The organism is Metabacillus sediminilitoris (assembly GCF_009720625.1).
Classification (GTDB): domain Bacteria; phylum Bacillota; class Bacilli; order Bacillales; family Bacillaceae; genus Metabacillus; species Metabacillus sediminilitoris.
The window spans coordinates 5,096,968-5,121,080 of sequence record NZ_CP046266.1 but is presented as its reverse complement, the minus strand read 5'-3'; the positions used below and the strand labels follow the sequence as shown (position 1 = coordinate 5,121,080).

Below are 24,113 nucleotides of genomic sequence, written 5' to 3'. Positions count from 1 at the left end.
TTGTATTTCCTTTATTTATGTACTATTCATACATTATAGCAATTATACTAAACCATAGATTGTTTGGTATAATTGATATGAAATTTATGGAATATAACTTGTTTAATAATTTCATATCTACCATATCAAAGAATAAGTAAAGTAAAAGTATACTAGCATATAAGTGAGGGAATAGGATGAGATTTGCTTGCAAGTTACCTTTTTGGGCGATGTTTTTAATTGTATTTATTATTTGCAATCATGTATATGATTCAACTGCTAGTGCAGAGACGATTTTAACAAAAAATGAATTACTGCAGAATGAAAAAGCCAGCAGAGAGGAAAAAGAAACAAAACTGCTAGTGTCATATAAAAAAGGAACAAATTTAGATAAACATATAAATAAAACTTTTATGAAGGATAAAAAATCCTTTAAAAACTTGAATATTGATGTAATTACTTTCGATAATCATGCGGATAAAGAGAAAGTAATGAAAGAGCTAAAACGAAATAAGGCTATTCAGTCTATTGAAGAAAACACAACGCGACAGCTCTTTTCTTTACCAAATGATCCTTATACTAAGCAGCAAGGATATATCGAAAAGCTTGAATTACCTTACACATGGGATTTAATGAAAGCTAAAGCAACTCATGAAGTAGTAGTAGCTGTTCTTGATACTGGTTTAGATATAAAACATGAGGATTTACAAGGTGTAATTGCCCCTGGCAGTTATAACTTTATAGACAACAGCTCTCAAGTTTATGATTTGAATGGGCATGGAACCGCAGTAAGTGGGATTATTGCAGCAAATACGAACAATGGAATTGGTATTTCAGGTGTTGCTGGAAACTCTAAAGTAAAGATTTTACCGCTACAAATAGCCTATTCAGATGGAGTAATCTACCAAGAAGATGTTTTAAAGGCTATAGACTATGCTATTGATAATAACGTAGATATTATGAATATGAGTTTTGGTGGGGAAACTTCCTCAACGCTAGAGCAAGAGGCGATAAAAAAGGCTGTTAGCCATGGAATAATGATTGTAGCGTCAGCTGGGAACGAGGGAGATACACGCTATATGTATCCAGCGTCATATGATGGAGTTATATCAGTTGGAGCAATTGATAAATCTAATAACCTCTTCTCATTTTCTAACAAAAACGATAAAGTTGATATTGTTGCCGATGGCAGTGTGATCTCAACTGGATTAAATGGGAGTTATAGTCAATGGGAAGGCACTTCATTTTCAGCGCCTATCGTATCTGGTATTGTTAGTCTTTATAAGGAAATAGATTCTACTCTAACTCCTAGTAAGATTAGCAACATTATTGAATCAACAGCTATTGATTTAGGGAAGACTGGAAAAGACAATCTATATGGATATGGTCTCATTAATCCTAAAGCATCTGTTGCTTATTTGGTTCATCCAAATCCGATTCAACCCAATGTAGAACAAGTTGGAGACAATGATGTTACTATTAAGGGGAAATCTATTAATATAGGCTTTCAAATCATTGCGAGTGTCAGCGGCAAAACGATAGGTAGTTCAAATATAAAAGATGATGGAAGCTTCTTAATCAGCATTCCAATACAAAAAGCTGGAACAACCATCTCTGTCATTGTTAAAAATGATGGAGTGGAAAGTGTACCATTATCAATAAAAGTTACTGATAAGACACCGCCTACTATGCCGAACGTTGGAGCAATAACAAACATGACAACGACAGTATTAGGGCAGGCAGAGGCTAATTCAACTGTGAAAGTTAAAAATGGGAAAACGGTTATCAAATCAGCAACAGTATCATCAACAGGTTCTTTTTATTTGACGGTTCCTCCTCAAAGCGTAAATACGAACCTATCAATCATTGCAACTGATCGAGCAGGGAATAATAGTCAATCTAAAATGATAAAAGTAAGCAAAGAGACAGTCTTTGAGGAAAAGCAGGCAGTTGTACTTGGAAATAATGTAAACATTTTAAATGGTTATTTGCCGCAAAATAAAGTAGTGGGTACTTTAAAAGACAGGGAAGCAGTAAAAGTCATTGATTTAAAGAATGGCTATTATCGAGTGATTGGAAGTAATTCTAGAGGATGGGTACATCATAGCCACTTACTTGTTATCCCTAAGAATATCATTTATTACGGAAATGTTAGTGCATCAACCACTTCATTGCGAAACGGTTTTAAAGATCATAATAAAGTTATTGCAACCCTTAACAACAATGAGCCATTAACAATCATTGAAACAAAGGAAGGATACCATAGAGTCATATCATCCTATTCACGGGGGTGGGTAAAGGCAACCGATGTAAAAGTGACGTTAAATCCTTTGCCATATCCGATAAAATCTGGATTTGTGAAGACAAATCAAGCAGAAATGAAAAATGGCTACATGCCATGGAACTCTGTAATTGGACATCTTCAAAAGGATGATTCAGTCAAGATCATTGACCTTAAAATGGGCTATTATCGTGTTATTACTAATGGAGGAAAGCGAGGCTGGATCCATTTTTCTAACATTCGGTAATGTGTAAAACGCAATCAATAAGTTGTCTTAAAATAGCCCGGCTATTAGGAGATTGTACACCATAACAGCCGGGCTAATAAATTCATTTATTTTTAGTTGATTTACTCAATAAATTTATAGAAAAAGATTACTTAACGTTTTTTTTGCATCCTCATAATCTGCATAATCGATTAATCCGTTTTCAAACATTTCTTCTAATTTTTCAAATCCGTTTGGTACCTGACCAGTTGAAATTTCATGAAGTTCATCCCAGATTTTTTCATTATGTTCGAATTCCATTATACATTCTCCTTTCATAAGTAAATGCAAAAAAAGAAAGATATTATTTGTTATTATTCCCCTTTTTTGGGAGTGGTAATCTTACAAATATGCACTATTTTATTAATTATGATTTTTTTCTTTTTAAAATAGTAAATTTGGAATAAAAAATAACCTACCAGCGCATTGGTAGGTTATTTTTATTGAGTTATTCTTCTACATTCTCATTTTCTGTAGTGATTGATTCTTGATTAGTAACGGTCTCTTGATTAGTAACGGTCTCTTGATTAGTAACAGTCTCTTGATTAGTAACAGTCTCTTGATCAGTAACAGTCTCTTGATTAGTAACAGTCTCTTGATCAGTAACAGTCTCTTGATTAGTAACAGTATTTACTTTTGAAACGCTTTGTTGATTAGTATATGGAACAAGTGAAGAATCAGTTTTCACCCAATATTCTTTTCCGGAAAGTTCAACTAATGTCCAATCTTTCCAAGTTTGCTTTCCGTTGACAATTGACTCTTTATTAATGATTGAATTGTTAGAGTTTAAAGAAGGAATTGTGTAGCCTTCTTTTGATTGTGATAGCTTGAATTGCTGATTAATTGCTGTTGGATGATAATCGGTAATGATAGAGGCATTCGTAATCCAACGTTCACCATATTCAGTATTAATCGCGTACCAGTTTCCTCTTTGTCGAGTTGCTTTTACAATCATAGGTTCAACAGATTCATTTGTATTGCTTCCGTAAGAAGGAAGGTTAAACAGTGTTTTTCTTGTTAGTAATACAAGCTCTTGATCTATAGGCTCTGTCGATTGGTCAATTATAAATGGCTGCAATACACCATCAGTTCTTAACCAGTACGTTTGTTGATCATAGATAACTGACGTCCAATTATTCCATTCGCTAGTTGCTTGGAGAATCGTTCCGGCAGGAATTGATCTAACTGCTGCTGATGATGATGGAATGCTGTGTGCAACTTTAGGTAGTAACAGTTCATAATTACTATCTATTTTCTTTGTTTGGCTTTCAGTAATTGCTGAAGAGTCGCTAACCCATTTTGTTCCGAAAGATGTGTCAATCGCATACCAGTTGTTCATCTTTCTAACAACTTGATAAGTACCTGCTTGAACAGATTGGCCTGAGTTTGAGCCAAACGATGGTAAATCAAATAGCACTTTACCTGTAAGTAAAACAATTTTTTGATCTACTTGCTCTGTGGAACTGTTAATCGTAAATGGTTCTAGTGTATGATCTTCTCTAATCCAATAATGTTTACTATCATATTGTAACTGAATCCAGCCATTCCACTTTTGTGTAGCTGTTACAACTGAATCTTTTGGTAATGATGTTCTATTAGCTGTATAGATAGGTGCTGCCCATGCTACTTTAGGGACTAATAGTTTATAGGTTTCATTAATTGCCGTTGGAGCATAATTTTTTATAACGGATGCATCTGTTATCCATCTATCTCCATATGGAGTATTGATTAAATACCAGTTATTCCATTTCTTTTTAGCTGTCACGACTTGTGGATCAATGATTGTCTTTGTATTTTTGTTTTGCAGCGGCATGCTGAATAATGTTTTCTTCGTTAGTAATAATAATGGTTCATTTACATTCTCAACTTGACCATATACTAAGCTGGATGCATAAATCCATGTCTTACCTGAACTTGTCGAGACTCTTAGCCAGCTATCTTTTGTTGCGTCTACTTTGTATACGCCAGGTTTAATTGTCTTATTAGTAGCATGCTTAGCATTAGGTCGATTTAAGGTTGATTTGGTATCGAAAGTTGTAATGGTTTTATTTACATGAGTAACTTTCTTTTCCCAAAGTTTGTCTGATTCTTGTGCAAGGTATAATCCTACTGCTTTATTTCTTCGCCATTCCTCAGGGAACACAGAAACTGGAGGATTTGTATTAGGAACATAATAGCTAATCTCCGGTGTTAAGCCAGGACGATTAAATGTTTCTATGAACCAGTCTTTATAACCAGAACCACTAGGGGTGGAGGTTGGTATAACGAGACTATAGCCGGTCATGTCTCCGACTTTTTTTGCGATTGTGTAATCACGGTTATAGTTTATTTTATCGATTTTATAGTCCCAAAATAGGATTCTTCCTGAAGAATGGTAGGATACAGTAATTTCAGGGTCAACCCAATAAGTAAAGGATGCTAGCATAGCACTTTCAGGAGCCTGTAAAGCCTTTTTACCTGGATAATTCATATAAGAGGGTTGTTTTACTAAACCAGTTGTCCAGCCTGCTGGATATTGTCTGTTTAGGTCGATTCCTTGAGCATTTGCTTTCCATCTTTTGAAGTTTTTACTTCCGTTATTCATCTTAATTAACGATTGATGTGTCCAAGAAGGAAATGCATTTAAGCCACTTTGCTGAAGTGTAACACCATCTGGATTGACCATTGGAACGAACCAAATTGTTACTTCATTTAAAAGCGATCTAGGGGAGTAGCCATCAATAGTAGAATTATTTACATAGGCTTCAGAATACTGATCGATCATTTCCATTGCGATATTTGTCGTTAACCATTCTCTTGCGTGGTGAGAACTATTAATAAATAACGTTGCGTCTCCTCGTCCGATACCAACTGCCCACATTTCTCTCCCATAAGGAGTCTTCCCAAGTGATTTGTACGTTATAAGATCTGGATACGCCATTCCCAATTTTCTAATATCTGCTGTCATCTCTTCATACGTATATGTTTGGTTTGGATTGACATAGCTTTGGGCATTCGAGTTTTCTGGGAAAAGTACTAACCCCATCCAAAGAAAAAACGAAATTAGTAGTAATTTCTTCATTTTTCAGCTCCTTTATAGTAATAAATAACCAAGTTCTATTATACTAGTAAGTTATATTCATATAAATACAAAATTCTACAAAAATAGCAAAAAAAGAGAGTTGCTTTTAAGCAACTCTCTTTTTAAGGATAAACTCGTTTTGCATAAGAAGTACTTACCCATCCTATTTTTCCGTCTGGCGTACTTACTTTATACCAGCTACCACTTGTAACTAAATTATTATACTCATCTACTATACCTCTTACGTGTGTATAGTCATTTAACGTCGAAATAATGTTGCTAGATGTGGTTGGATTTTCTCGAACGTTTAAAGTAGTGCCTTCGACTTGAATTCTAATTAGATTAAGAATACTCATGTAGTCTTTATACGTTGAGAAACTAAAAGTTGTCCAATACGTCTGGCCTTTGTAACGAAGTTGAATCCAATAGTCATTTGTTTTAGAAGAAACAGAGAAAGTTTCACCTTTAGGAATTGTAATTGCGGATTTACCGCCATTTTTACTTAAATATAATGTAAGATTTGAATTTGCTTTAGCAATAATTCCGTTAGGATATTTATCCGTATAATCTGGAACTGAATAGGTTGGTGTTCCAACATTAAACGTATTTGCATTCTCATAATCATTTGGATTGTAAGCTAAAATCCTATTCATATGACCTGCGATTTTAAATCCCCAATCAGGATCACTAGCATATTTCACGTTCATTCCACCTGTTTTATCGCCTAGGTAAGGGCCGAAAAATTGGAAATAGCCAGGTGATAAGTATTTATGACGAACAAAAGCAGCCTCATAATTAAGGTTTTCTTCAATCGTGTCAAAATAATAAGCTGAATCAAATGGGGCACTATCATAGGCACCTAACCCAAAAAGGTTTTGTTTCGTCTTTGCAAGTGTAGATGTTCCATATGCAGATTCATGAATCGCAAAAGCTGCAAAGAATAATTCATTCATACCGTATTTTCTTGCAATATCGATAAAAGTTTGTCCTTTACCGGAAAAAACACTGTTCTTATTATTAACATTTTCATAGTTAGTAATATAGTTATTAATCTGTGCTGCAGTTACATTAGATGGTTTTCTTAGATTAATATATTGGTAGGTATCCTCTGTTTGAGGAATAACATTAATATAACTTCCAGAAGACCAGCCTGTCATGTCGCCAGATTGAATTTTGTACCAGCCATCTTGCTCATCAAGAATTTTTACATCGGTATTAAAACTAATTGAGCCAATAGAAGCATAGCTAGTACTAGGACCTGTTCGCACATTCAATGTGGAAGAAGTGATAACACCATCTTTTTGTTGAATATCCTCTATTGGTTTTTCTGGTTCTTCAGTTGGAGGTGGTGTTGACTCAGTCGTTAATTTAATTGAACGATAGGAAACCCATCCTCTCGTATTACTTGCAACGACTCGATAATAGCCATTTTTCAAATCAATGATTTCAACTTCTTGACCAGCTTGTAATGTTCCTACTTTATGATTATGTGGCATATATCCATTAAGGACAGAAACATTTCCAGCAATAGAAGCCCCAGTTTGTTTTTCATAAGGTACTGCTGTATTTTGGATATTTACAGATGTTGTTTTTATCCAGCCTCTTGTATATGGGGCAATTACTCGATGATAACCGGATTTTGTTTCTAAAACTGTAAGTGGTTCATTTTGATCAAGAGTAGCTATTGTTTTATTGCTATCAGAATAGCCGTTTTTTACTTCAGTTGTACTATTAGTAGTAACTCCATAATAGACACCAGATGGCATTAATTGAAGATCGTCCTTATGAACCCAACCGCGTGTGTTTTCAGCAACGACCCGATAGTATCCATTCTTTAAGTCGATTACTCTGACATGGACGTTTAAATTTAATGTTCCAACCTGACGGTTATGAGGCATGTACCCGTTAAGTACTTCAACACCATTTTTATCTGCTACCGCCTGCTTCTCGGTATATGGAACGGGTGTAGAACGTAATTGTACATCTGAGACAGGCATCCAGCCTCTAATATATGGCGCAATGACGCGATAATGTCCATTCTTAACCTCTAAAACAGTTAGAGGCTGATTTGCACCGAGAGTATCTAAGACTTTATTATAAGACATATAACCGTTTTTAATTTCAGAAGTTGATGATGTAGTAACACCGTACGTCACACCATTAATGATTTCAGATGCTATTTGTTGGTTGGGAGAATCCTTTTTTAATAGATCGGCTGCTAAGAGGTCCTTGTTCTCAACCCATCCTTTGATTGTTTCAGATTCTACTAAAGACCATTCACCTTGTACTTTTATGACGTCAAACTCAGCACCATTTGTCAATTTTCCTATCTTTTCTTCAAGCAATCCTGGACTATTCCGTACAGTTAAATTATCTTGCGTGACATATGAACTAACTTCGATATTGGTTGTTTTACTTTCAGTTGCAAAAGCGTTAGTAGTTAACAAACCACTTATCAAAAGTGTAGATACCACTGCAAGATTTCTTGCTTTTTTCAATTGATCTCCTCCATTTGTTTTTTTTTGTAAAATAGCATAGTAGCTATGAATTCTAGTAAAATAGTAATTTACTTGAAATATTATACTAGATAAATAGGGTAGAATCTACAAATAATGACATTTTTATATTTTGATTTCATGATTATAAGAATTTAGAACTAAATAAAATGCATCTTTAGTCGAACACTGTTGTATTTTTTTCCATACATAAACGATTCGACCTGAAAATTCAATTTGAAACCAATTATCCAATTCCTTTAGAGTAGGGAAAATAAAGTTTTTATTTATAGTTCCTATTGTTTTTTGTTTACCAGTAATATTTTCTTTTACGAATAGATCTGTTTTTGCAGTAAAGGTTTTAGACGGCACTCTATTTGTACTTAAATGACTATTTTTAATAGTTGATACACCTTTTGTATTTGCTTTTTTAATATACCTGAATGTATTGCCGAATTTGACTTTATACCAATTGACAAACTCGTCTGTAATAATAGGAAACTCTTCGCTTTTATAAAGTGTGCCAATCGTTGCCGATCCTGTCATATGTTTATATAAGGGTATATTTTTAGTTGGAGAGAAATAGTTATAATCGACTCCAAAGTATTTATCGATACCATTTGCCAAACCTGTTACTAGCTTATCTTGATAGGAAGATGTTGCGAGTTTTTTATCTTCATTTGCATTACTCATAAATCCTAATTCTGGAAGCGCGACAGGCTTTTTCGCCCAATTAAATCCAGTTAAATCACTTCTTGGTGATAAACCATCGCTCCATGCTTTTTTAGCTCCAGTTGCATTTATTAGTTCTTCCAACATTAATTCAGCAGCTTTTTTACTCGTATTATTAATTGATTTTGTGTGTTTACCTGAAGGATATAAAATATGGATACCTGAGATATTATTATCATTATTACCATCAGCATGAATACGAACTGTAAAATCTGCATTTACATTATTACAATATTCCGCACGTTCTATATTGCTTAAGCTATATCATGTGCCGTTCTTGTTATGTAAACAGAATAACCGCGATTTTCCATTTCTTTTTCTAACTTTAGTCCAATATTTAGTGTGAATTCATATTCAGGTATTTTTGTAACGGTTCCTGCTGTACCTGAGGATACTTTCGTTTTTAGTGTATTTGATCGTGGGGCAATGGGCTCTTTTCCGCTATCCCATTTTTTTTGATGACCAAGATCTATACAAATCTTTTTACTGTTAGCACTTGCTTCCGAATGAGGGACAGTAATGGAGGTGAATAACAACATACATAACATTAATAAAAATAGAATTTTTTTCATGATTCACTCAACCTTTTAATGTTTGTATCAATTATCTTTGATAATTTATAGTGTAAATGTCATATAAAAGTTTATGGGGATTTGGAACTAATTTCGATAAGGAATTGGCAGATGAATTTTTTAGTGTTGTATGTAGAAGATAATAGAATGATAGAAATAAGGAGTGCTTTAAATTTAATAGCTATAAAATTGATTTATTACACATTCTATTTGAGTTATAATTAATAGTAAATTGTACTATTGCAGTAGGAGGATCATATGCAGAAAGTAAAAAAAGCAGTAATTCCAGCAGCTGGATTAGGAACGAGATTTTTACCTGCAACAAAGGCACAGCCGAAAGAAATGTTACCTATTGTAGATAAGCCAACGATTCAATATATAATAGAAGAAGCCGTACAATCAGGGATTGAGGATATCCTAATTGTTACAGGCAGAGGAAAACGTGCTATTGAAGATCACTTTGATAAATCATATGAACTTGAAACAAGTCTTGCACAGAAGGAGAAGTGGGACCTTCTTGAACAGGTTAGTTCGATTTCTGATCTGGCCAATATTCATTATATTAGACAAAAGGAACCTAAAGGGTTAGGTCATGCCATCTATTGTGCAAGAAGATTCATTGGAGATGAACCTTTTGCTGTCATGCTAGGAGATGATATTGTCCAAACGAAAGAAAAGCCTTGTTTACAACAGTTAATCGATGTCTATTCTGAGAGTGGTTGTTCAGTAGTAGGTGTTCAAAAGGTAAAACATGAAGACGTTTCGAAGTATGGGATTGTCGGTTTTAAGGGGAAAACTGAAAACTCCATCTATCATGTTGATTCTTTTGTTGAAAAGCCTGACGTTACTGAAGCCCCATCAGATATTGCGATCATGGGAAGATACATCTTAACACCGGAAATTCTAAATATTCTTGAGGAGCAGCCTCCTGGTTCAGGTGGAGAAATTCAACTAACAGATAGTTTAAATACATTATTAGCTACTAGTCCAGTCCTTGCATATGAATTTTCAGGTAAACGATACGATGTTGGTGATAAATTAGGGTTTATTAAAGCCACAATTGACTTTGGATTGCAACGTCCGGAATTAAGAGACGATATTATTCGCTATATCACAGAGTTAGGTGTAGTTAACAACACATAATAGTTATTGAGGGGTCTGGCACTGCAGTGGAGTCAGCCTCTTTTTATGTGAATTTTTCTGCATATCGACTTTTTTTTTACACAAAGGTTAATACTTGTATAGATAAGACTTTTTTGATAACTTTGTACATTAAGTTAGTAACAAAATTGTAAACTTTGCTTTTATAGAATTATTTTGACCGTTATGTATAATAGATATTAGTGTTTCAAACACATATTGTTAGGAGTAGAGATGATGGTTGAGAGTTTAAAACAATTACGAGAGCATAAGGGTTTTATTTTAGCTCTAGCTCAGAGAGAACTAAGTGTAAAATATAAACAATCCTTTCTAGGAAAATTGTGGATTGTTATTCAACCTTTTATGTTCATGTTGATTTTAACAGTCGTATTTTCTAAGTTTGCTCGGTTACCGAGTGAGGGAGTACCATATCCGCTGTTTTTCTTAACAGCATTACTGCCATGGAACTTTTTTACGAATGCTGTAAGTGCCGCACCAGGTGTAATAGTCGGGCAAACAGGATTAATAAAACAGAGAGCGTTTTATAGACTATCCTTGGTAGTTAATCGCATGATAACAGAATCAGTAAACTATTTTTATTCTCTGATCAGTCTTGTTATCATCTTTATTTACTTTAAAGTGACATTAAGCTGGACAATGTTTATGATTGTTCCGTTATTTTTCTTACAATTAATCTTAATAATGGGCTTTATGATGCTATTATCATCGTTAAATGTGTATGTTCGTGATATTGGATTAGCAACACCTATTATCACACGTCTATGGTTTTATTTATCTCCGGTTATTTATTCGTTCGAGCAAATTGGTGATGAGTACAAACAATGGCTCATCTTAAATCCGATGACAGGTATTTTAGACGCATATAGAAAAGTATTATTACATCAGCAAATGCCAGAATGGATTCCATTAGCATATACTGCGGGTTTTTCAATTGTTATTTTCGTGATCGGTTTTCTTGTTTTTAATAAATTAGAGAAAAAATTTGCTGATGTTTTATAAGAATGGTGGTTAACATGAATTCAACAGATATCGCAATTGAATTTTCCCATGTTGGGAAAAAATATTCTAGAACGGCAAAACTAACACGTCTTAAGGATGTCGTTACAAAAGTAACTCAGAATTATCGAGGAGATAATGACTTTTGGGCACTAAAAGACGTCTCATTTTCTGTCAAAAAAGGCGAAGCAATTGGGATTATTGGTTCTAATGGTTCTGGAAAAAGTACCTTGTTAAAACTGTTATCAGGTGTAACAGTCCCAACTGAAGGTGATATTAATATTAATGGTTCAATTGGTGGTCTAATCGAATTAGGGGCAGGGTTTCATCCAGAAATGACAGGTAGAGAAAATGTGTATATAAATGGTGCTATCTTAGGTTTATCTAAGAAGGAAATTGAAGACAGATTTCCACAGATTATTGAATTTTCCGGATTAGAAGAATTTATCGATATGCCATTAAAAAGTTACTCATCAGGCATGAAGGTTCGTCTCGGCTTTGCAGTAGCTATTACAATCGAAACTGATATTGTTTTATTAGATGAAGTGCTAGCTGTAGGAGACAGTTCCTTTAGAAAAAAGGCTTTGCAAATGATGGAGAGCTTTCTTGCAGATAAAACAATCGTATTCGTGTCACACGATATCGGACAAATAAAGAGAATTTGTGATAAATGTATTGTTTTAAATCGTGGGAAGCTGGTTTATATGGGTGAAACTGAGGATGCAATGAAAGTATACCAAGACCTTGCTAATGCACCTCAAGCAAGTTTTAATACAAGGCTCCAAAATTACAAAACTCATCTAGTCGAAGGCGTGCTCTTAAATGAACAAAATGAAGAAACTTCAATCTTTAGCCATGGGCAGGATCTTGCTATCAAATTAAAAGTTAATCTTCATCCAAAATTAAAGAATCCAGTCATAAAAGTCAAAATAAAAGCAGATGAGATTTCAACTTTTACGGATACGATCGCAGAGTTTGTCATGAACCCATCCGAGGAAGGTGTCATTGATACCACTCTTACAATAAAAGAGATTCCTTTATATAACGGGAAATATAACGTCGATGTGATGATTTTAAACAGTGCAAATGAAATTGTTGAAGTGAAAAATGGTGTTTTAAGTTTTTCAGTCATTAATCATAAGCAGGACTTTAAAATGAGAGGATTTATTAACGTTCCTCACAACGTTTCCAATCTTGAACAATCATCTGATCAACTATGTACACTTGATAATAAGGCTGATGATATAGAAATTAGGTTAAGTTTTCCTAGTGAGGAAGTAAAATATGGTGTTGTTACTTTCCATAAATATATTAATAAATCATTGTATGTGCCAATTACTCACTTCACAGTGCCAATTAACTATGGACAAACAGGTGTGTTAACGATCCCTAAATCTTTTCTAGGTAATGGGAACTATATTTTTGATATCATTACATTAAACAAAGAGAAAAGAACAGTAAAAAAAGAAGAGAATGTTGTACAATGCTCCATAAATGATAAAACAGAGAAATCCGGCCTAGTTTTTCTAAAACATTCATGGGATTGACACACAAAGGAGTGCAAACCTGGTTATGAAAAAAATCGATTTTTACTTTGTAGATCAAATTAATTTCCACAAACGAAACTTTGATAATTTTATTTCGTTTGTGGAGAATGATTTTTCCTTTAAATATAACAATGCATATCCTGCATTGAAAAAAAGTTTTGGGAAATATGAGCTTAAAAAGATCAGTGGGCTTCCGAATTTTTCAAAATATGAAGAACTATTTAAAGATCTAAATGATAAGCCTCTTTCAGAACTGAAGCAAGTTAGCTATAAAGGCTATAATCTTTGGGATGTTATCCATGCAGAAATGTATGCATATCTTACACCTAAAATTTATCAGCTTTACATAGCAAATGAAATTCCTGCACAACAAGCAGATTCAGATTGTTTATTAGAATGGCTTAGAAGCTCTAAAATTGAAGATGAAACATTTCAAAATTTAGTATTTTATAATTTTGCAATAGGTGCATTTTGGATTGATTATTGGGCTGCTACATTAAAGAGAGTAAAAATAAATAATGTATGTGTGTTTGGTGGTACAACCATTTATTCGAGAGCTGCAACTCTTGTTGCCCAATGGAATAATATAAATGTTCTTTCATTTGAAGGTTCATTTATAAAAGATTTCCACTATGCAGACAGCGCTTCTGGCATGATTACGAACAACCATCGTTTTGCTGATCATTCGAAATGGGTGAGGCTGCAAGGACTAGACTTTCTTGACAAGCAAGCAGAATGGCTTGAAGAGACGATGGCTAATCGTTTAAATCTAAATGTTGTCCAGCCTAACAAGCTCACGAAAGAAGAATTATATCAACGTTATAATATTGATCCAAATAAAAAATTAATCCTGCTTATAGGGCAAGTATTAAATGATTTTTCCATTACGAGAGATTTGAAAAATTATGAATCTTCCATTGATTTTTATGTAAATGTCATTAAATCGATTGCTGATAAAAAAGATTGTCATCTCTTTATCAAACTGCACCCATGGGAAAATCATAAACAAAATAGTACAACAGAATTATCAAAGCGCGTCTTGGAAAAAAAGTTAGCTGACCATTCCATTACCAATTTCACTGTCGATTATGATGTAAATATTGATTCTTTAATTGATTTCTCTGAAATAGGCATTACGTCTTGTAGTCAAGCAGGTTTAGAGATGCTTTATATGGGGAAAAGAGTTGTTCAGGTTGGTAATGCTTTTTATGGCAATAAAGGCTGGACTGTGGACGTAACAGAGCCTGAATTTTTACCTCTTTCTATTGATATTGCATTATCAAAACCGCGTCTGGAGCATATTGAATTACGGGAAGTAAGGAAGTTTATCTATCATTTACTACATAGTAATTGCTTTAAAAGAACTGGTGAAGACATAAATTTTGAAAAGAAGTTTTATGAAGTAACTGCGTTTAATAAAAGCAGAGAAGCAGGTATCATTCAGCGTGTAAATAAAAAGCTTAAAAAATATAAATTGAAATTAAGACGTGTAAAAACACTTGCTAGAAAAGCAATTAAAGAACCTAAAAAGGCAGCATTAGCCCTTAAATACAGAGCAAGTATGTATTTTAGTATCATACAGGCAAAAATGACTTCTAAAAAAATTGTGAACATGGTTATGGGACAAGCAACATACAGCAAAATATTCGAGGATATGCTAGCTAGATTCAATCATGTTTTAAAAGATGATTATTTAATGATTGTGACTGAAAAATCGTTAAAGAATGCAGATGTTTATCATTACTGGAGACCTAACGCCAGTAAATCGGATATTAAACATCCTGGTATTGTAACGGTTCACCATGATTTCGATCGTGATTCAGAAAGCTTAAGCTTAAGACACTTTATCGACAGCTATAAACTTGGTGATATGATTTTATGTTTAAATGAACAACAAAAAGAAAGAATCTCCGAGTACCTTGGACAATCAAAACCAATTAAAGTCATCCCGCATGGTTATGATACAAGCTTTAAACCTAAGGATGTATATAAGAAAGAGATTAATTCAGACAACAAGCTAGTCATTGGTTTTTCTAGCCGTAGATATCCTAGGCTAATTAAAGGTGAAGAGACATTATACAAAATTATTGAAGGTTTAAAAGACCAGCCAGTTAAATTCGTCTTCATTGGACAAGACAGAAAGAAAGAACAAGAATTTTGCGAAATGCTCGGGGTAGATTCTGAAGTATATGAGAAAATTCCTTATAGTGAGTTTCCTCAATTGTATAGTCAAATGGATTTATTTTTAATTACTTCAAAGGCCGAGGGCGGTCCAGCATCCTTACCGGAAGCGCTAGCAACAGGTCTTCCTGTTGTTTCTACTCCATGTGGTTTTGTTCCGGATATGGTGACAAATGGCCAGAATGGTTACATCGTTGATTATGAAGATGATCAAGCATTTGTTAAACGAATAGAACAATTTATTCAAAATCCTGAATTGCTAGAACAAATGGGATTGAGAGCTCTTGAAACGAATAACCTAAAATCATGGGAAGACATTATCAAGGATTACATCAAGGCGTATGAAGAAGTGTTAACTCTTAGTGATAATGAAGGTGAAGAACATGGAATTCAACGCAGCAAGGGTACTATCTAGATACGAAAGAACTGCACGTATTGATAATAAGGAAGTCAAGTATGTACTATACCCTTCTAAAAGTGATAAAATGTTAGTTTGCTTTACGACACTTGGCCCGCATATATATGAAAGAATTCGTATGTTTTGGGAAGAAAACGAAGAGTGGGATATTAATTTTCTTTTTATCTCAGATAATAATGGTAAGCAAAAAGGTGGCTTATATTATTTGGGCTATAAGGATGATTACTTTGTTGAAAGGCAAACGATTCAGTTAATCGAGCTTATAAGTGAGCTGCAAAATGTGAAAGAAATTTACACAATCGGTTCCTCAATGGGAGGATATGCAGCCATTTATTATGCGATTAAGTTGAATTTTCAAGGTGCCATTTCAGTAGTACCGCAAGCAAATGAAGAGCTTATTCATCAATATGGCTGGCAAAAGTGGAAGCAAGTATTACAAGAAGTTGGTCCGTTGCCAAATTTAGGTTCGATCATAGCATCAAGGGAGTCACTGCCAAGTCTTTATATTCAATATGGAACATATCCAGCAGATTTAGAAGCAGCAGAATATTTAAAAAAATCACTTGAACAAAAAAATGGATTATATATGTTTGATTGTTTTCCGAACGGAGAACATACCTCGGATTTCATGACGAAAGAATTAATCTATCAAATCCTTCATCTTTTTTCACTTAAAAGTAATCATGGAGTAAAGGGTGGGATAGGCTAATCATATAGCTTATTGTGTGTATGATGTAACATCAACCCATTTCTTGATAAAGGAGTGTAACATATGTCATCACCAAATATAATATCCACAAAATATGATCAGATTATTTCTAAAGGGAAAGCGATTTTACAAGAGGAAGCTCAAGCGATTTTAACTACAGGTATTGATTTAGGTGAAAGTTTTTATCATGCAGTTGAAATGATCACAGAATGTAAAGGGAAAATTGTTGTAACTGGTATAGGAAAATCAGGCTGGATTGGCAGAAAAATATCTTCAACCATGTCCAGCTTGGGAATTCCTGCTGTTTATATGAGTCCTGCCGAAGGTTTACATGGTGATCTAGGAATTGTTCAAAAGGATGATATTGTCTTAGCGATTAGTAAAAGTGGTGAATCACAAGAGATTTCAGATATCCTTCCTACTCTAAAAAAAATTGAATCAAAGATGATTGCAATTACGGCTAATGAAAACTCTACGATGGGAAAACATGCTGACATTGTTTTAACACTATCTATTGAAAGAGAAGCATGTCATATGAATTTGGCTCCTACTACAAGTACAACTGTTACCTTGGCTTTAGGTGATGCATTAGCATTAGTTGTGTCTGAGCAAATAGGATTCACTTCCAACGATTTTGCACTATATCATCCAGGAGGAAGTTTAGGTAAACGTCTAACATTAAATGTTGAGGATTTACTTGCTTCTGACTCGTATACATTTGTCTCAATTGACGATAAATTTCAAGATATTGTCATGGAGTTAACAAAAAGACCTTTAGGCGGTACAGTGGTATTGGATCATGATAAAAAAATGATCGGAATTATTACAGATGGGGATTTAAGAAGATCCATTGAAAAGCATGGAGAACATTCTTTTCAATTAAAAGCATCGGAAATCATGACAAAAAATCCAATCGTTATAAATAAAGGGATAACAGCTGGCCAGGCTATTCAAGTTATGGAGAAGAATCAACGTGAAATTTCTGTCATTCCAGTAATGGATAAGAATGAGTATGTTGGAATGCTTCGTTTACATGATATATTAAAATTAGGATAACAGAGTGTCCTCATATCTTGAAGTGTGTTTTTTTTCAAGAAAGAGGACTTCTTTTTTATGGATGATAAGGAGATAATGAACATATGTCTCCGTTTACTTATTACACTTATTTTCACTTTAGAGATGACCAACGGTATTGTTTCTATGGTAGAAATGATCTTAAGGAGTTAAGAGAATATGATTGGGGTATTTTGTCCAAAAGAGCAGAGAATTCCTTTTCTGGATTCATTTTTTCAAGAAAGAATTACCTACCAACCTAGAAAATACATAAATCAATTAACAGGCATAACTGCTTACGGCAATGAGTTTTACATTCAACAGGGGATAAAATTAGCTGAGAAAAATAATCTACCATTTTATACAATTCAACAAGGATTATCCTGTCAATTTATGAATGCCGATCAACTGTTTGATTTTGAGTACTCGTTAATAATTGATCAGGACATGTCGATTCGCAACAATGAGGACTCTTCGCAACTAAATGATTTAATTCATACAGCTGATGTGAAAGGAGACTTATTGGAAAGAGCGAAAGAGGCTTTCGATTACATAATTAGAGATAATGCTAATGAGAATGGAAGCATTATATTAGTCGATGAGAAAAAATCGCTAGATATTCAAAAAGAAGCTGCTTTTAGTAAAATGGTCGATATGGTAATGAAAAGCTATCCATTAAATACGATTACCATTATATCGACATTTGAGGGCGAAGGTTACCTAAAGGAGCTTTGTCAAAATGAGAATATAAGAATCATTACTAGTGCTGTTGAAGCTGAAGAATTGCTCTATCAGGCGAAAAAAGTATTTGTTGTGGAGTCGTTTGAAGGATTTAAAGCGCTTCTGCTTAATAAAGAGGTGCATTGCTACGGGTTACCTTTCTATTCTGGATTGGGCCTTACAACAGATGATATGAAAAGTAGTAGTACAAAAAAGGGAAGAACATTATTAGAACTTTTTACCATCTTTTTTTACATCTATGAAAAGCAAATAAATCCATTAACAGGGATGCCTACTGATTTAAATGATATCATTAAAATAATTGAAGACAAAAAAAGGAATCAGCTCGTACCTAAGGAGAAAAAGATCTATTGCTTTGGTATTCAGCCATGGAAAAGAGGATTTGTCCGGCCATTTGCTAAAACTCCTTTTAATACTATTTATTTTCCCAAAACAGTTCATGAGGTACATGAGCAATTCGATCAAGAAAGTGAATTACTAGTTTGGGGGCATAAAGAGCCAGAGGACGTAAGAGAGTTAGCAGATAAATGGAATAAGCCAGTTATGCGCATTGAGGACGGTTTTATTCGATCAGTGGGTTTAGGAACGAATGTAACCCTCCCATGGTCGTTAGCGTTAGATCACAAAGGCATTTATTACAACCCTCAAGAAGCGAGTGAATTAGAAAACATTCTTAATTCTCAATTGTTTACTGATAAGATGCTTGATGATGCAAGAGAAATTAGAAGAAAAATAGTAGAGAATCAATTGACAAAATACAATTCTGAACCAATTGAATCTCTACATCTACCTAGCGAGGGAAAAAAGGTTATTTTAGTACCTGGCCAAGTTGAGGATGATGCTTCCATTCGTTATGGGTGTACAGATATAAAAACGAATACTGATTTATTAAATTCTGTGAGAGAACAAAATCCTGATGCTTATATTATCTACAAACCGCATCCGGATATCGTTTCAAGAAATCGGCAGGGTGAGGTAACCTCAGATTTTATAACTGATGCATGTGATCATATCGAGGTTGATGCAAGTATCATAAGCTGTATAGAATTTGCAGATGAAATCCATACGATGACATCTCTAACAGGATTTGACGCATTACTAAGGGATAAAACGGTATATACGTATGGATCACCTTTTTATGCCGGATGGGGCTTGACTTATGATCGTCATAAAGTAAACCGAAGAAAGCGCACCCTAACACTAGATGAACTTATTGCCGGAGCTTTGCTTGTGTATCCAACATATTATGATTGGGAAAATGAGATAAGAGTTTCCTGTGATACAGTTGTCAATAAGCTTATTGAAAAACGAAATAAATATTTTGAAAATGGCGAAGTGAAAAACAAGATAAAAATACCAAATCGTCTAAAAAAAGTAGGATTCTTATTAAAAGAAATCATACAAAATCATTAAAATGGGGGTAACAAGTTTATGAAAGTAACAGTTATTGTTCCTGCTCGATATGGGTCAACTAGATTTCCTGGAAAACCACTTGCAAATATTCTTAACAAACCAATGATTCAGCATGTATACGAAAATGTATCGGCATCTACATTAGTGGATGAGGTTATCGTTGCAACAGATGATGAACGGATAAAATCAGTGGTAGAAGGATTTAATGGTCATTGTTTCTTAACTTCAAAGGAGCATGCTACAGGTACAGATCGAATCGCAGAAGTTGCAAGGAATCTTTCTACAGATATTGTCGTTAATGTTCAAGGTGATGAGCCTCTTATCTCAGCAGAACTTATTGAAACATTAATAAAGCCATTTCAAGATGATGAGAAGTTACAGATGGCCACTCTAAAGTCAAAAATAAAAAATCAAGAAGATGTAACAAATCCCAATGTTGTAAAGGTAATTACGAATAAAAATAATCATGCTGTCTATTTTTCACGATCAACGATTCCATATAACCGTGAAAAAATTGAAGTAGATTATTTTAAGCATATAGGTGTGTATGCGTATAGGAAATCGTTCCTATTTGATTATATTAACTTACCAGAGTCCATCCTGGAAAAGGCTGAATCTTTAGAACAGCTAAGAGCAATTGAAAATGGTCATTCTATCTATGTATCTGAAGTTTCTAATGAGTTAATTGGAGTAGATTCACCAGAAGATATTGAGAAAGTAGAAAAGTTTTTAAAAGCACGATAATTAAATTATCGTGCTTTTAATAATACATATTAAATTCTAAAAGGCAGTAAAACACTCACATCGAGGAGATTCAAATAAGATAAATAGGGAACTGACTGTAAAGATCCAAAAAGTCTCGCTTTATATGTTTATTGATTTTTGTGCCTTCTCGATAAATTGATCAACTTGATCTATTGTCAACTCGATATCATTTTCATTTGCTATTTGCTGTGTTGCTTTTTCTATTAGAGAAACACCTTTCACTTTCATATCTTTGTGTCGGGGAATAATATGATAGTGAATATGACGGACCATTTCACTTATTGTAACGGAATAAACTCTTTCAGCCAGCTGTTCATTTCTCAAAAAAAGATCAATCTTTTTCATGATGGTTTGAACATCATTCAATACTTCAAGAGGAATGTCTGACCAATTTTCATAATGGTCTAATGGTTCAATATATATGTAACCTAGAATATTTGCATCCAGTGGTGCATGGGAAACAACGATATGTTGGTTACGGTAAATTTCTAAATGATGATGCTGATTATTTTTTTCACAAATAGGACATTGCATGATGTCATTACTCCTTATTTTTTGTAGTTTAGTATTTCCTTTACTGAAGAAATAAAAGTAGGAAAAGGATGATGAATGTTCTTTGCCTTCTTTAAAAAGAAAAGTATTAGTAAGATAAAAGCGACAGGCGTGTTCGTCAATCGTTTAAAAAGCGGTCCTTTACTAATTATTTGTGTTTCTGTTAAACGAGAATGAATATTTGGCTTTTTGTGATAGACTATAATTTGTGGAATATAGCTTATTTTTAACTTTTTTTTCATCAAATCACTTAAAAAGATATTTTCTTCACCAGAGGGATACTTAGTCCCAAGACCAAAGTTTTCATCAAATCGTAAATCTTCGGGTTTTACATTTTTTAATCTGACAAATAATTCGATAGAAGATTTCCTAGTTATATCTCGTTTAGAAATTTGGGTTTTAGGATTTGAATCATAATTATTTTTGTAGTAAACATCTTGTATTGGATCAAATATCTGAAAGCAAGCAACATCTATTGATGCATCTTTTTCTAATGTGTTCATTACATTTTGGAAGGAATCCTCTGGATACCAGCAATCATCATCAGAAAAGGTGACAATTGAACCGCTTATGTATTTCAATCCTTCATTTCTTGAGTAGGATAGGCCCTTTTTATTTAGCTTTACATGCTTTATTTTCATATTATCATGGGATAAATCATGGATACACTCATGATTTATTTGTGTGACTAATATGACTTCGAAATTTTGATACGTTTGAGAGCTAAGACTATTAAAAAGTCTATTAAGTTCATCTGGACGATTACCAAGAGTAGGTATAATTATGCTTATCATGTGAGGCTCCCTTTTTATATTTAAATAAAACTTAACATATAGTATTATATTTTTGGTTTATATTTATCATATAAAACTTTATTGACCATAATCAATAATGAAATGGTAAAAAGTTAATTGATAACACAAAGAAATAAGGAGCTAATAATTTAATGGATATTTGTGTAGTGGGAACAGGATATGTAGGTTTGGTATCAGGTGTTTGTTTTAGTGATCTAGGAAATAGAGTTACATGTGTTGATGTAGATGAAAGTAAAATAAAGAAATTATTAGAAGGTAAATCTCCTATTTATGAGCCTGGTATTGAGGACTTCATCCAAAAAAATCTAAACGAGGGCCGTTTGTTTTTCACAACGGATTTAAAGAAAGCAATGGAATCTGCACAAATCATCCTTATTGCGGTAGGAACACCTAGAAAGCAAAACGGTGAAGCAGATCTTACATATATTGAAAATGTCGCAGAATCAATCGGACAAAATTTGCAAGATTATAAAATCATTGTTACAAAAAGCACGGTTCCAGTAGGGACGGGAAAAATCATTAAAGAGATCATTAGTCGACATGCCGGAGATGTAAAATTTGATGTAGCGTCTAATCCAGAGTTTTTAAGAGAGGGTTCAGCTATCTATGATACGTTAAACATGGAAAGAGCGGTAATAGGAGTTGAAAGTGAAAAAGCGGCGAATCTCCTTAAGGAATTACATAAACCACTGACATCAAATATTGTCCTTACAGATATTGAAACAGCAGAAATGATTAAATATGCCTCAAATGCTTTTCTCGCAACAAAAATAAGCTTTATTAATGAAATTGCGAATGTTTGTGAATTATTAGGTGCTGATGTAACAAAGGTTGCTGAAGGTATGGGGTATGATAAACGTATAGGAAATGCTTTTCTACAAGCAGGTATTGGATACGGAGGGTCTTGCTTCCCTAAGGATACTAGTGCATTAGTAGCTATAGCTGAACAAGCTGGATATGATTTTAGAATTGTGAAGGACGTTGAGCAGGTAAATAAAGAGCAGCGCTTTAAAGTTGTTGATAAATTAAAGGTTGCGTTAAAAAATGACTTAAAGGGAAAGAAAATATCCATTCTAGGCCTTGCGTTTAAACCGAATACAGATGATATGAGAGACGCACCATCTGTAGACGTGATCCCTATCCTGCAAAATGAAGGAGCAGAGGTTGTTGCATATGACCCTGTAGCAAGTGAAAATGCACAAAAAGTAATTCCTAATTTACAAGTCACTGATACAATGCAAGAAGCGATTCTAAACAGTGATGCAATTGTTATTTTAACGGAATGGAATGAATTTAAAGAGATGGATTTGACTGAAGTTGCAAGGTTAGTCAAACAAAAAATCATTATTGATGGTCGTAATATTTTTTCAATTGAAAAAATGGAGTATATGAAATTTTATTATGCCTCAATTGGACGGAAAACAGTCTCTTTCAACTAAATGGATGAAGAGGAGATTTTTTATATGAAAGTTTTATTAACAGGCGGAGCGGGATTTATAGGCTCTAATCTAGCAGATGAATACATAAAAGCTGGTTATGAGGTTGTTGTAGTGGATAACTTAATAACAGGGAAACAGGATCAAATACATCCTATGGCAACATTCTATGAAGCAGATATTTGCTCGGAAGAATTCTATCAAATTGCTCTCAAGGAAAAACCTGATCTTATTAATCATCATGCAGCAAATATTGATGTACAATCTTCAATTATAAATCCTGGATTAGATGCAAAGATAAATATTATTGGGACATTAAACGTATTGGAAGTATGTAAACAATTAGGTGTCCCGATTATTTATCCATCATCTGCAGCTGTTTACGGTACACCTAATTATTTAGGAATCGACGAAATACATGAAATTGCTCCAATATCTAATTATGGTATTTCAAAATATACGCCGGAACAATATATTAAGCTCTATCACGGCCTTTACAATGTCCCTTATACGATTTTCCGTTATGCTAATGTATATGGAATGCGTCAAGATCCAAAGGGAGAAGGCGGGGTTATATCTGTATTAATGAAGTCAGCCATTAATGGACAAGACTTCAACTTATATGGTGATGGTAAGCAAACAAGGGATTTTATCCATGTTGCTGATGTAGTGAAAGCGAATTTATTAGCAAGTGCTACTCCTTTAAATGATATTTTTAATATTAGTACAGGCACTCAAACAGAGCTGCTTCAACTAATTAATTTAGTCAAGGAAACAGTTAAAACGCAATTTCATGTTCATTATCTACAAGAAAGAAAGGGAGATATTAAACATAGTTATCTTCTAAATGATAAGGTTAAGGAAAAACTTGGTTGGAAGCCAACAATCGATCTTTTAGAGGGAATAAATAGGACCTATCAGTATTATTTAAACAAATAAAG

The 24,113-nt window shown here is 33.8% G+C and carries 18 protein-coding genes; 11 read left to right on the top strand and 7 right to left on the bottom strand.

Features of this window, described 5'->3' with window-relative positions; genetic code table 11:
• The first annotated feature begins 176 nt into the window (after positions 1–176).
• A complete protein-coding gene (locus GMB29_RS24680; RefSeq protein WP_136352301.1) occupies positions 177–2,507 on the top strand; it encodes a S8 family serine peptidase in 2,331 nt (776 codons plus the stop codon).
• Between the two features lie 114 nt (positions 2,508–2,621).
• On the opposite strand, the gene GMB29_RS24675 is transcribed toward GMB29_RS24680, so the two are convergent.
• From GMB29_RS24675 to GMB29_RS27775, 5 genes are all read right to left on the bottom strand, one after another.
• The gene (locus GMB29_RS24675) at positions 2,622–2,786 is read right to left on the bottom strand and encodes a hypothetical protein (protein WP_155443945.1); all 165 of its coding nucleotides are present in this window, start codon (positions 2,784–2,786) and stop codon (positions 2,622–2,624) included.
• Between the two features lie 187 nt (positions 2,787–2,973).
• Positions 2,974–5,586, bottom strand: coding sequence for a M14 family metallopeptidase (locus tag GMB29_RS24670; RefSeq protein ID WP_136352302.1), 2,613 nt, complete (start codon positions 5,584–5,586; stop codon positions 2,974–2,976).
• Between the two features lie 122 nt (positions 5,587–5,708).
• On the bottom strand, positions 5,709–8,084 hold the full coding sequence (locus tag GMB29_RS24665) for an SH3 domain-containing protein (protein WP_136352303.1): 2,376 nt from the start codon (positions 8,082–8,084) through the stop codon (positions 5,709–5,711).
• Positions 8,085–8,207: 123 nt separating this feature from the next.
• Complete coding sequence (locus tag GMB29_RS24660; protein ID WP_319941517.1) at positions 8,208–9,062, bottom strand: N-acetylmuramoyl-L-alanine amidase; 855 nt, start codon at positions 9,060–9,062, stop codon at positions 8,208–8,210.
• A gap of 5 nt (positions 9,063–9,067) precedes the next feature.
• A complete protein-coding gene (locus GMB29_RS27775; RefSeq protein ID WP_264766585.1) occupies positions 9,068–9,385 on the bottom strand; it encodes an N-acetylmuramoyl-L-alanine amidase in 318 nt (105 codons plus the stop codon).
• Positions 9,386–9,643: 258 nt separating this feature from the next.
• On the opposite strand from GMB29_RS27775, the gene galU reads away from it, so the two are divergent.
• From galU to kdsB, 8 genes are all read left to right on the top strand, one after another.
• Positions 9,644–10,528, top strand: coding sequence for a UTP--glucose-1-phosphate uridylyltransferase GalU (galU, locus tag GMB29_RS24655; RefSeq protein ID WP_136352304.1), 885 nt, complete (start codon positions 9,644–9,646; stop codon positions 10,526–10,528).
• A gap of 234 nt (positions 10,529–10,762) precedes the next feature.
• Positions 10,763–11,545: an ABC transporter permease gene (locus tag GMB29_RS24650; RefSeq protein ID WP_136352305.1), complete on the top strand. Its 783-nt coding sequence runs from the start codon at positions 10,763–10,765 to the stop codon at positions 11,543–11,545.
• A 14-nt stretch (positions 11,546–11,559) separates the two neighbouring features.
• Entirely contained in the window at positions 11,560–13,089 is a 1,530-nt protein-coding gene (locus tag GMB29_RS24645; RefSeq protein ID WP_155443944.1) for an ABC transporter ATP-binding protein, read from the top strand.
• A 25-nt stretch (positions 13,090–13,114) separates the two neighbouring features.
• Positions 13,115–15,685 (top strand): glycosyltransferase, encoded by a 2,571-nt coding sequence (locus tag GMB29_RS24640; protein WP_136352306.1) that lies wholly within the window; start codon positions 13,115–13,117, stop codon positions 15,683–15,685.
• The gene (locus GMB29_RS24635) at positions 15,654–16,397 is read left to right on the top strand and encodes a hypothetical protein (RefSeq protein ID WP_136352307.1); all 744 of its coding nucleotides are present in this window, start codon (positions 15,654–15,656) and stop codon (positions 16,395–16,397) included. The genes GMB29_RS24640 and GMB29_RS24635 overlap by 32 nt, the downstream gene beginning before the upstream one ends.
• A gap of 63 nt (positions 16,398–16,460) precedes the next feature.
• On the top strand, positions 16,461–17,453 hold the full coding sequence (locus GMB29_RS24630; protein ID WP_136352308.1) for a KpsF/GutQ family sugar-phosphate isomerase: 993 nt from the start codon (positions 16,461–16,463) through the stop codon (positions 17,451–17,453).
• A gap of 177 nt (positions 17,454–17,630) precedes the next feature.
• Positions 17,631–19,604, top strand: a complete 1,974-nt coding sequence (locus GMB29_RS24625) for a capsular polysaccharide export protein, LipB/KpsS family (protein ID WP_136352309.1) — start codon at positions 17,631–17,633, stop codon at positions 19,602–19,604.
• 18 nt (positions 19,605–19,622) lie between these two features.
• Positions 19,623–20,348 (top strand): 3-deoxy-manno-octulosonate cytidylyltransferase, encoded by a 726-nt coding sequence (gene kdsB, locus GMB29_RS24620; protein WP_136352310.1) that lies wholly within the window; start codon positions 19,623–19,625, stop codon positions 20,346–20,348.
• A 120-nt stretch (positions 20,349–20,468) separates the two neighbouring features.
• Here kdsB and GMB29_RS24615 read toward each other — a convergent pair whose 3' ends face one another.
• Both GMB29_RS24615 and GMB29_RS24610 read right to left on the bottom strand, forming a co-directional pair.
• On the bottom strand, positions 20,469–20,903 hold the full coding sequence (locus tag GMB29_RS24615) for an HIT family protein (RefSeq protein ID WP_136352311.1): 435 nt from the start codon (positions 20,901–20,903) through the stop codon (positions 20,469–20,471).
• A 14-nt stretch (positions 20,904–20,917) separates the two neighbouring features.
• Positions 20,918–21,715, bottom strand: a complete 798-nt coding sequence (locus GMB29_RS24610) for a glycosyltransferase family 2 protein (RefSeq protein ID WP_136352312.1) — start codon at positions 21,713–21,715, stop codon at positions 20,918–20,920.
• A gap of 152 nt (positions 21,716–21,867) precedes the next feature.
• Between GMB29_RS24610 and GMB29_RS24605 the strand changes: the two genes are divergently transcribed.
• Together GMB29_RS24605 and GMB29_RS24600 are read left to right on the top strand one after the other, a co-directional pair.
• Positions 21,868–23,175 carry a UDP-glucose dehydrogenase family protein gene (locus GMB29_RS24605; RefSeq protein WP_136352313.1) on the top strand — a complete coding sequence of 436 codons (1,308 nt, stop codon included), beginning with the start codon at positions 21,868–21,870 and terminating at the stop codon, positions 23,173–23,175.
• Positions 23,176–23,199: 24 nt separating this feature from the next.
• Positions 23,200–24,111, top strand: a complete 912-nt coding sequence (locus GMB29_RS24600; RefSeq protein WP_136352314.1) for an NAD-dependent epimerase/dehydratase family protein — start codon at positions 23,200–23,202, stop codon at positions 24,109–24,111.
• Positions 24,112–24,113 lie beyond the last annotated feature (2 nt).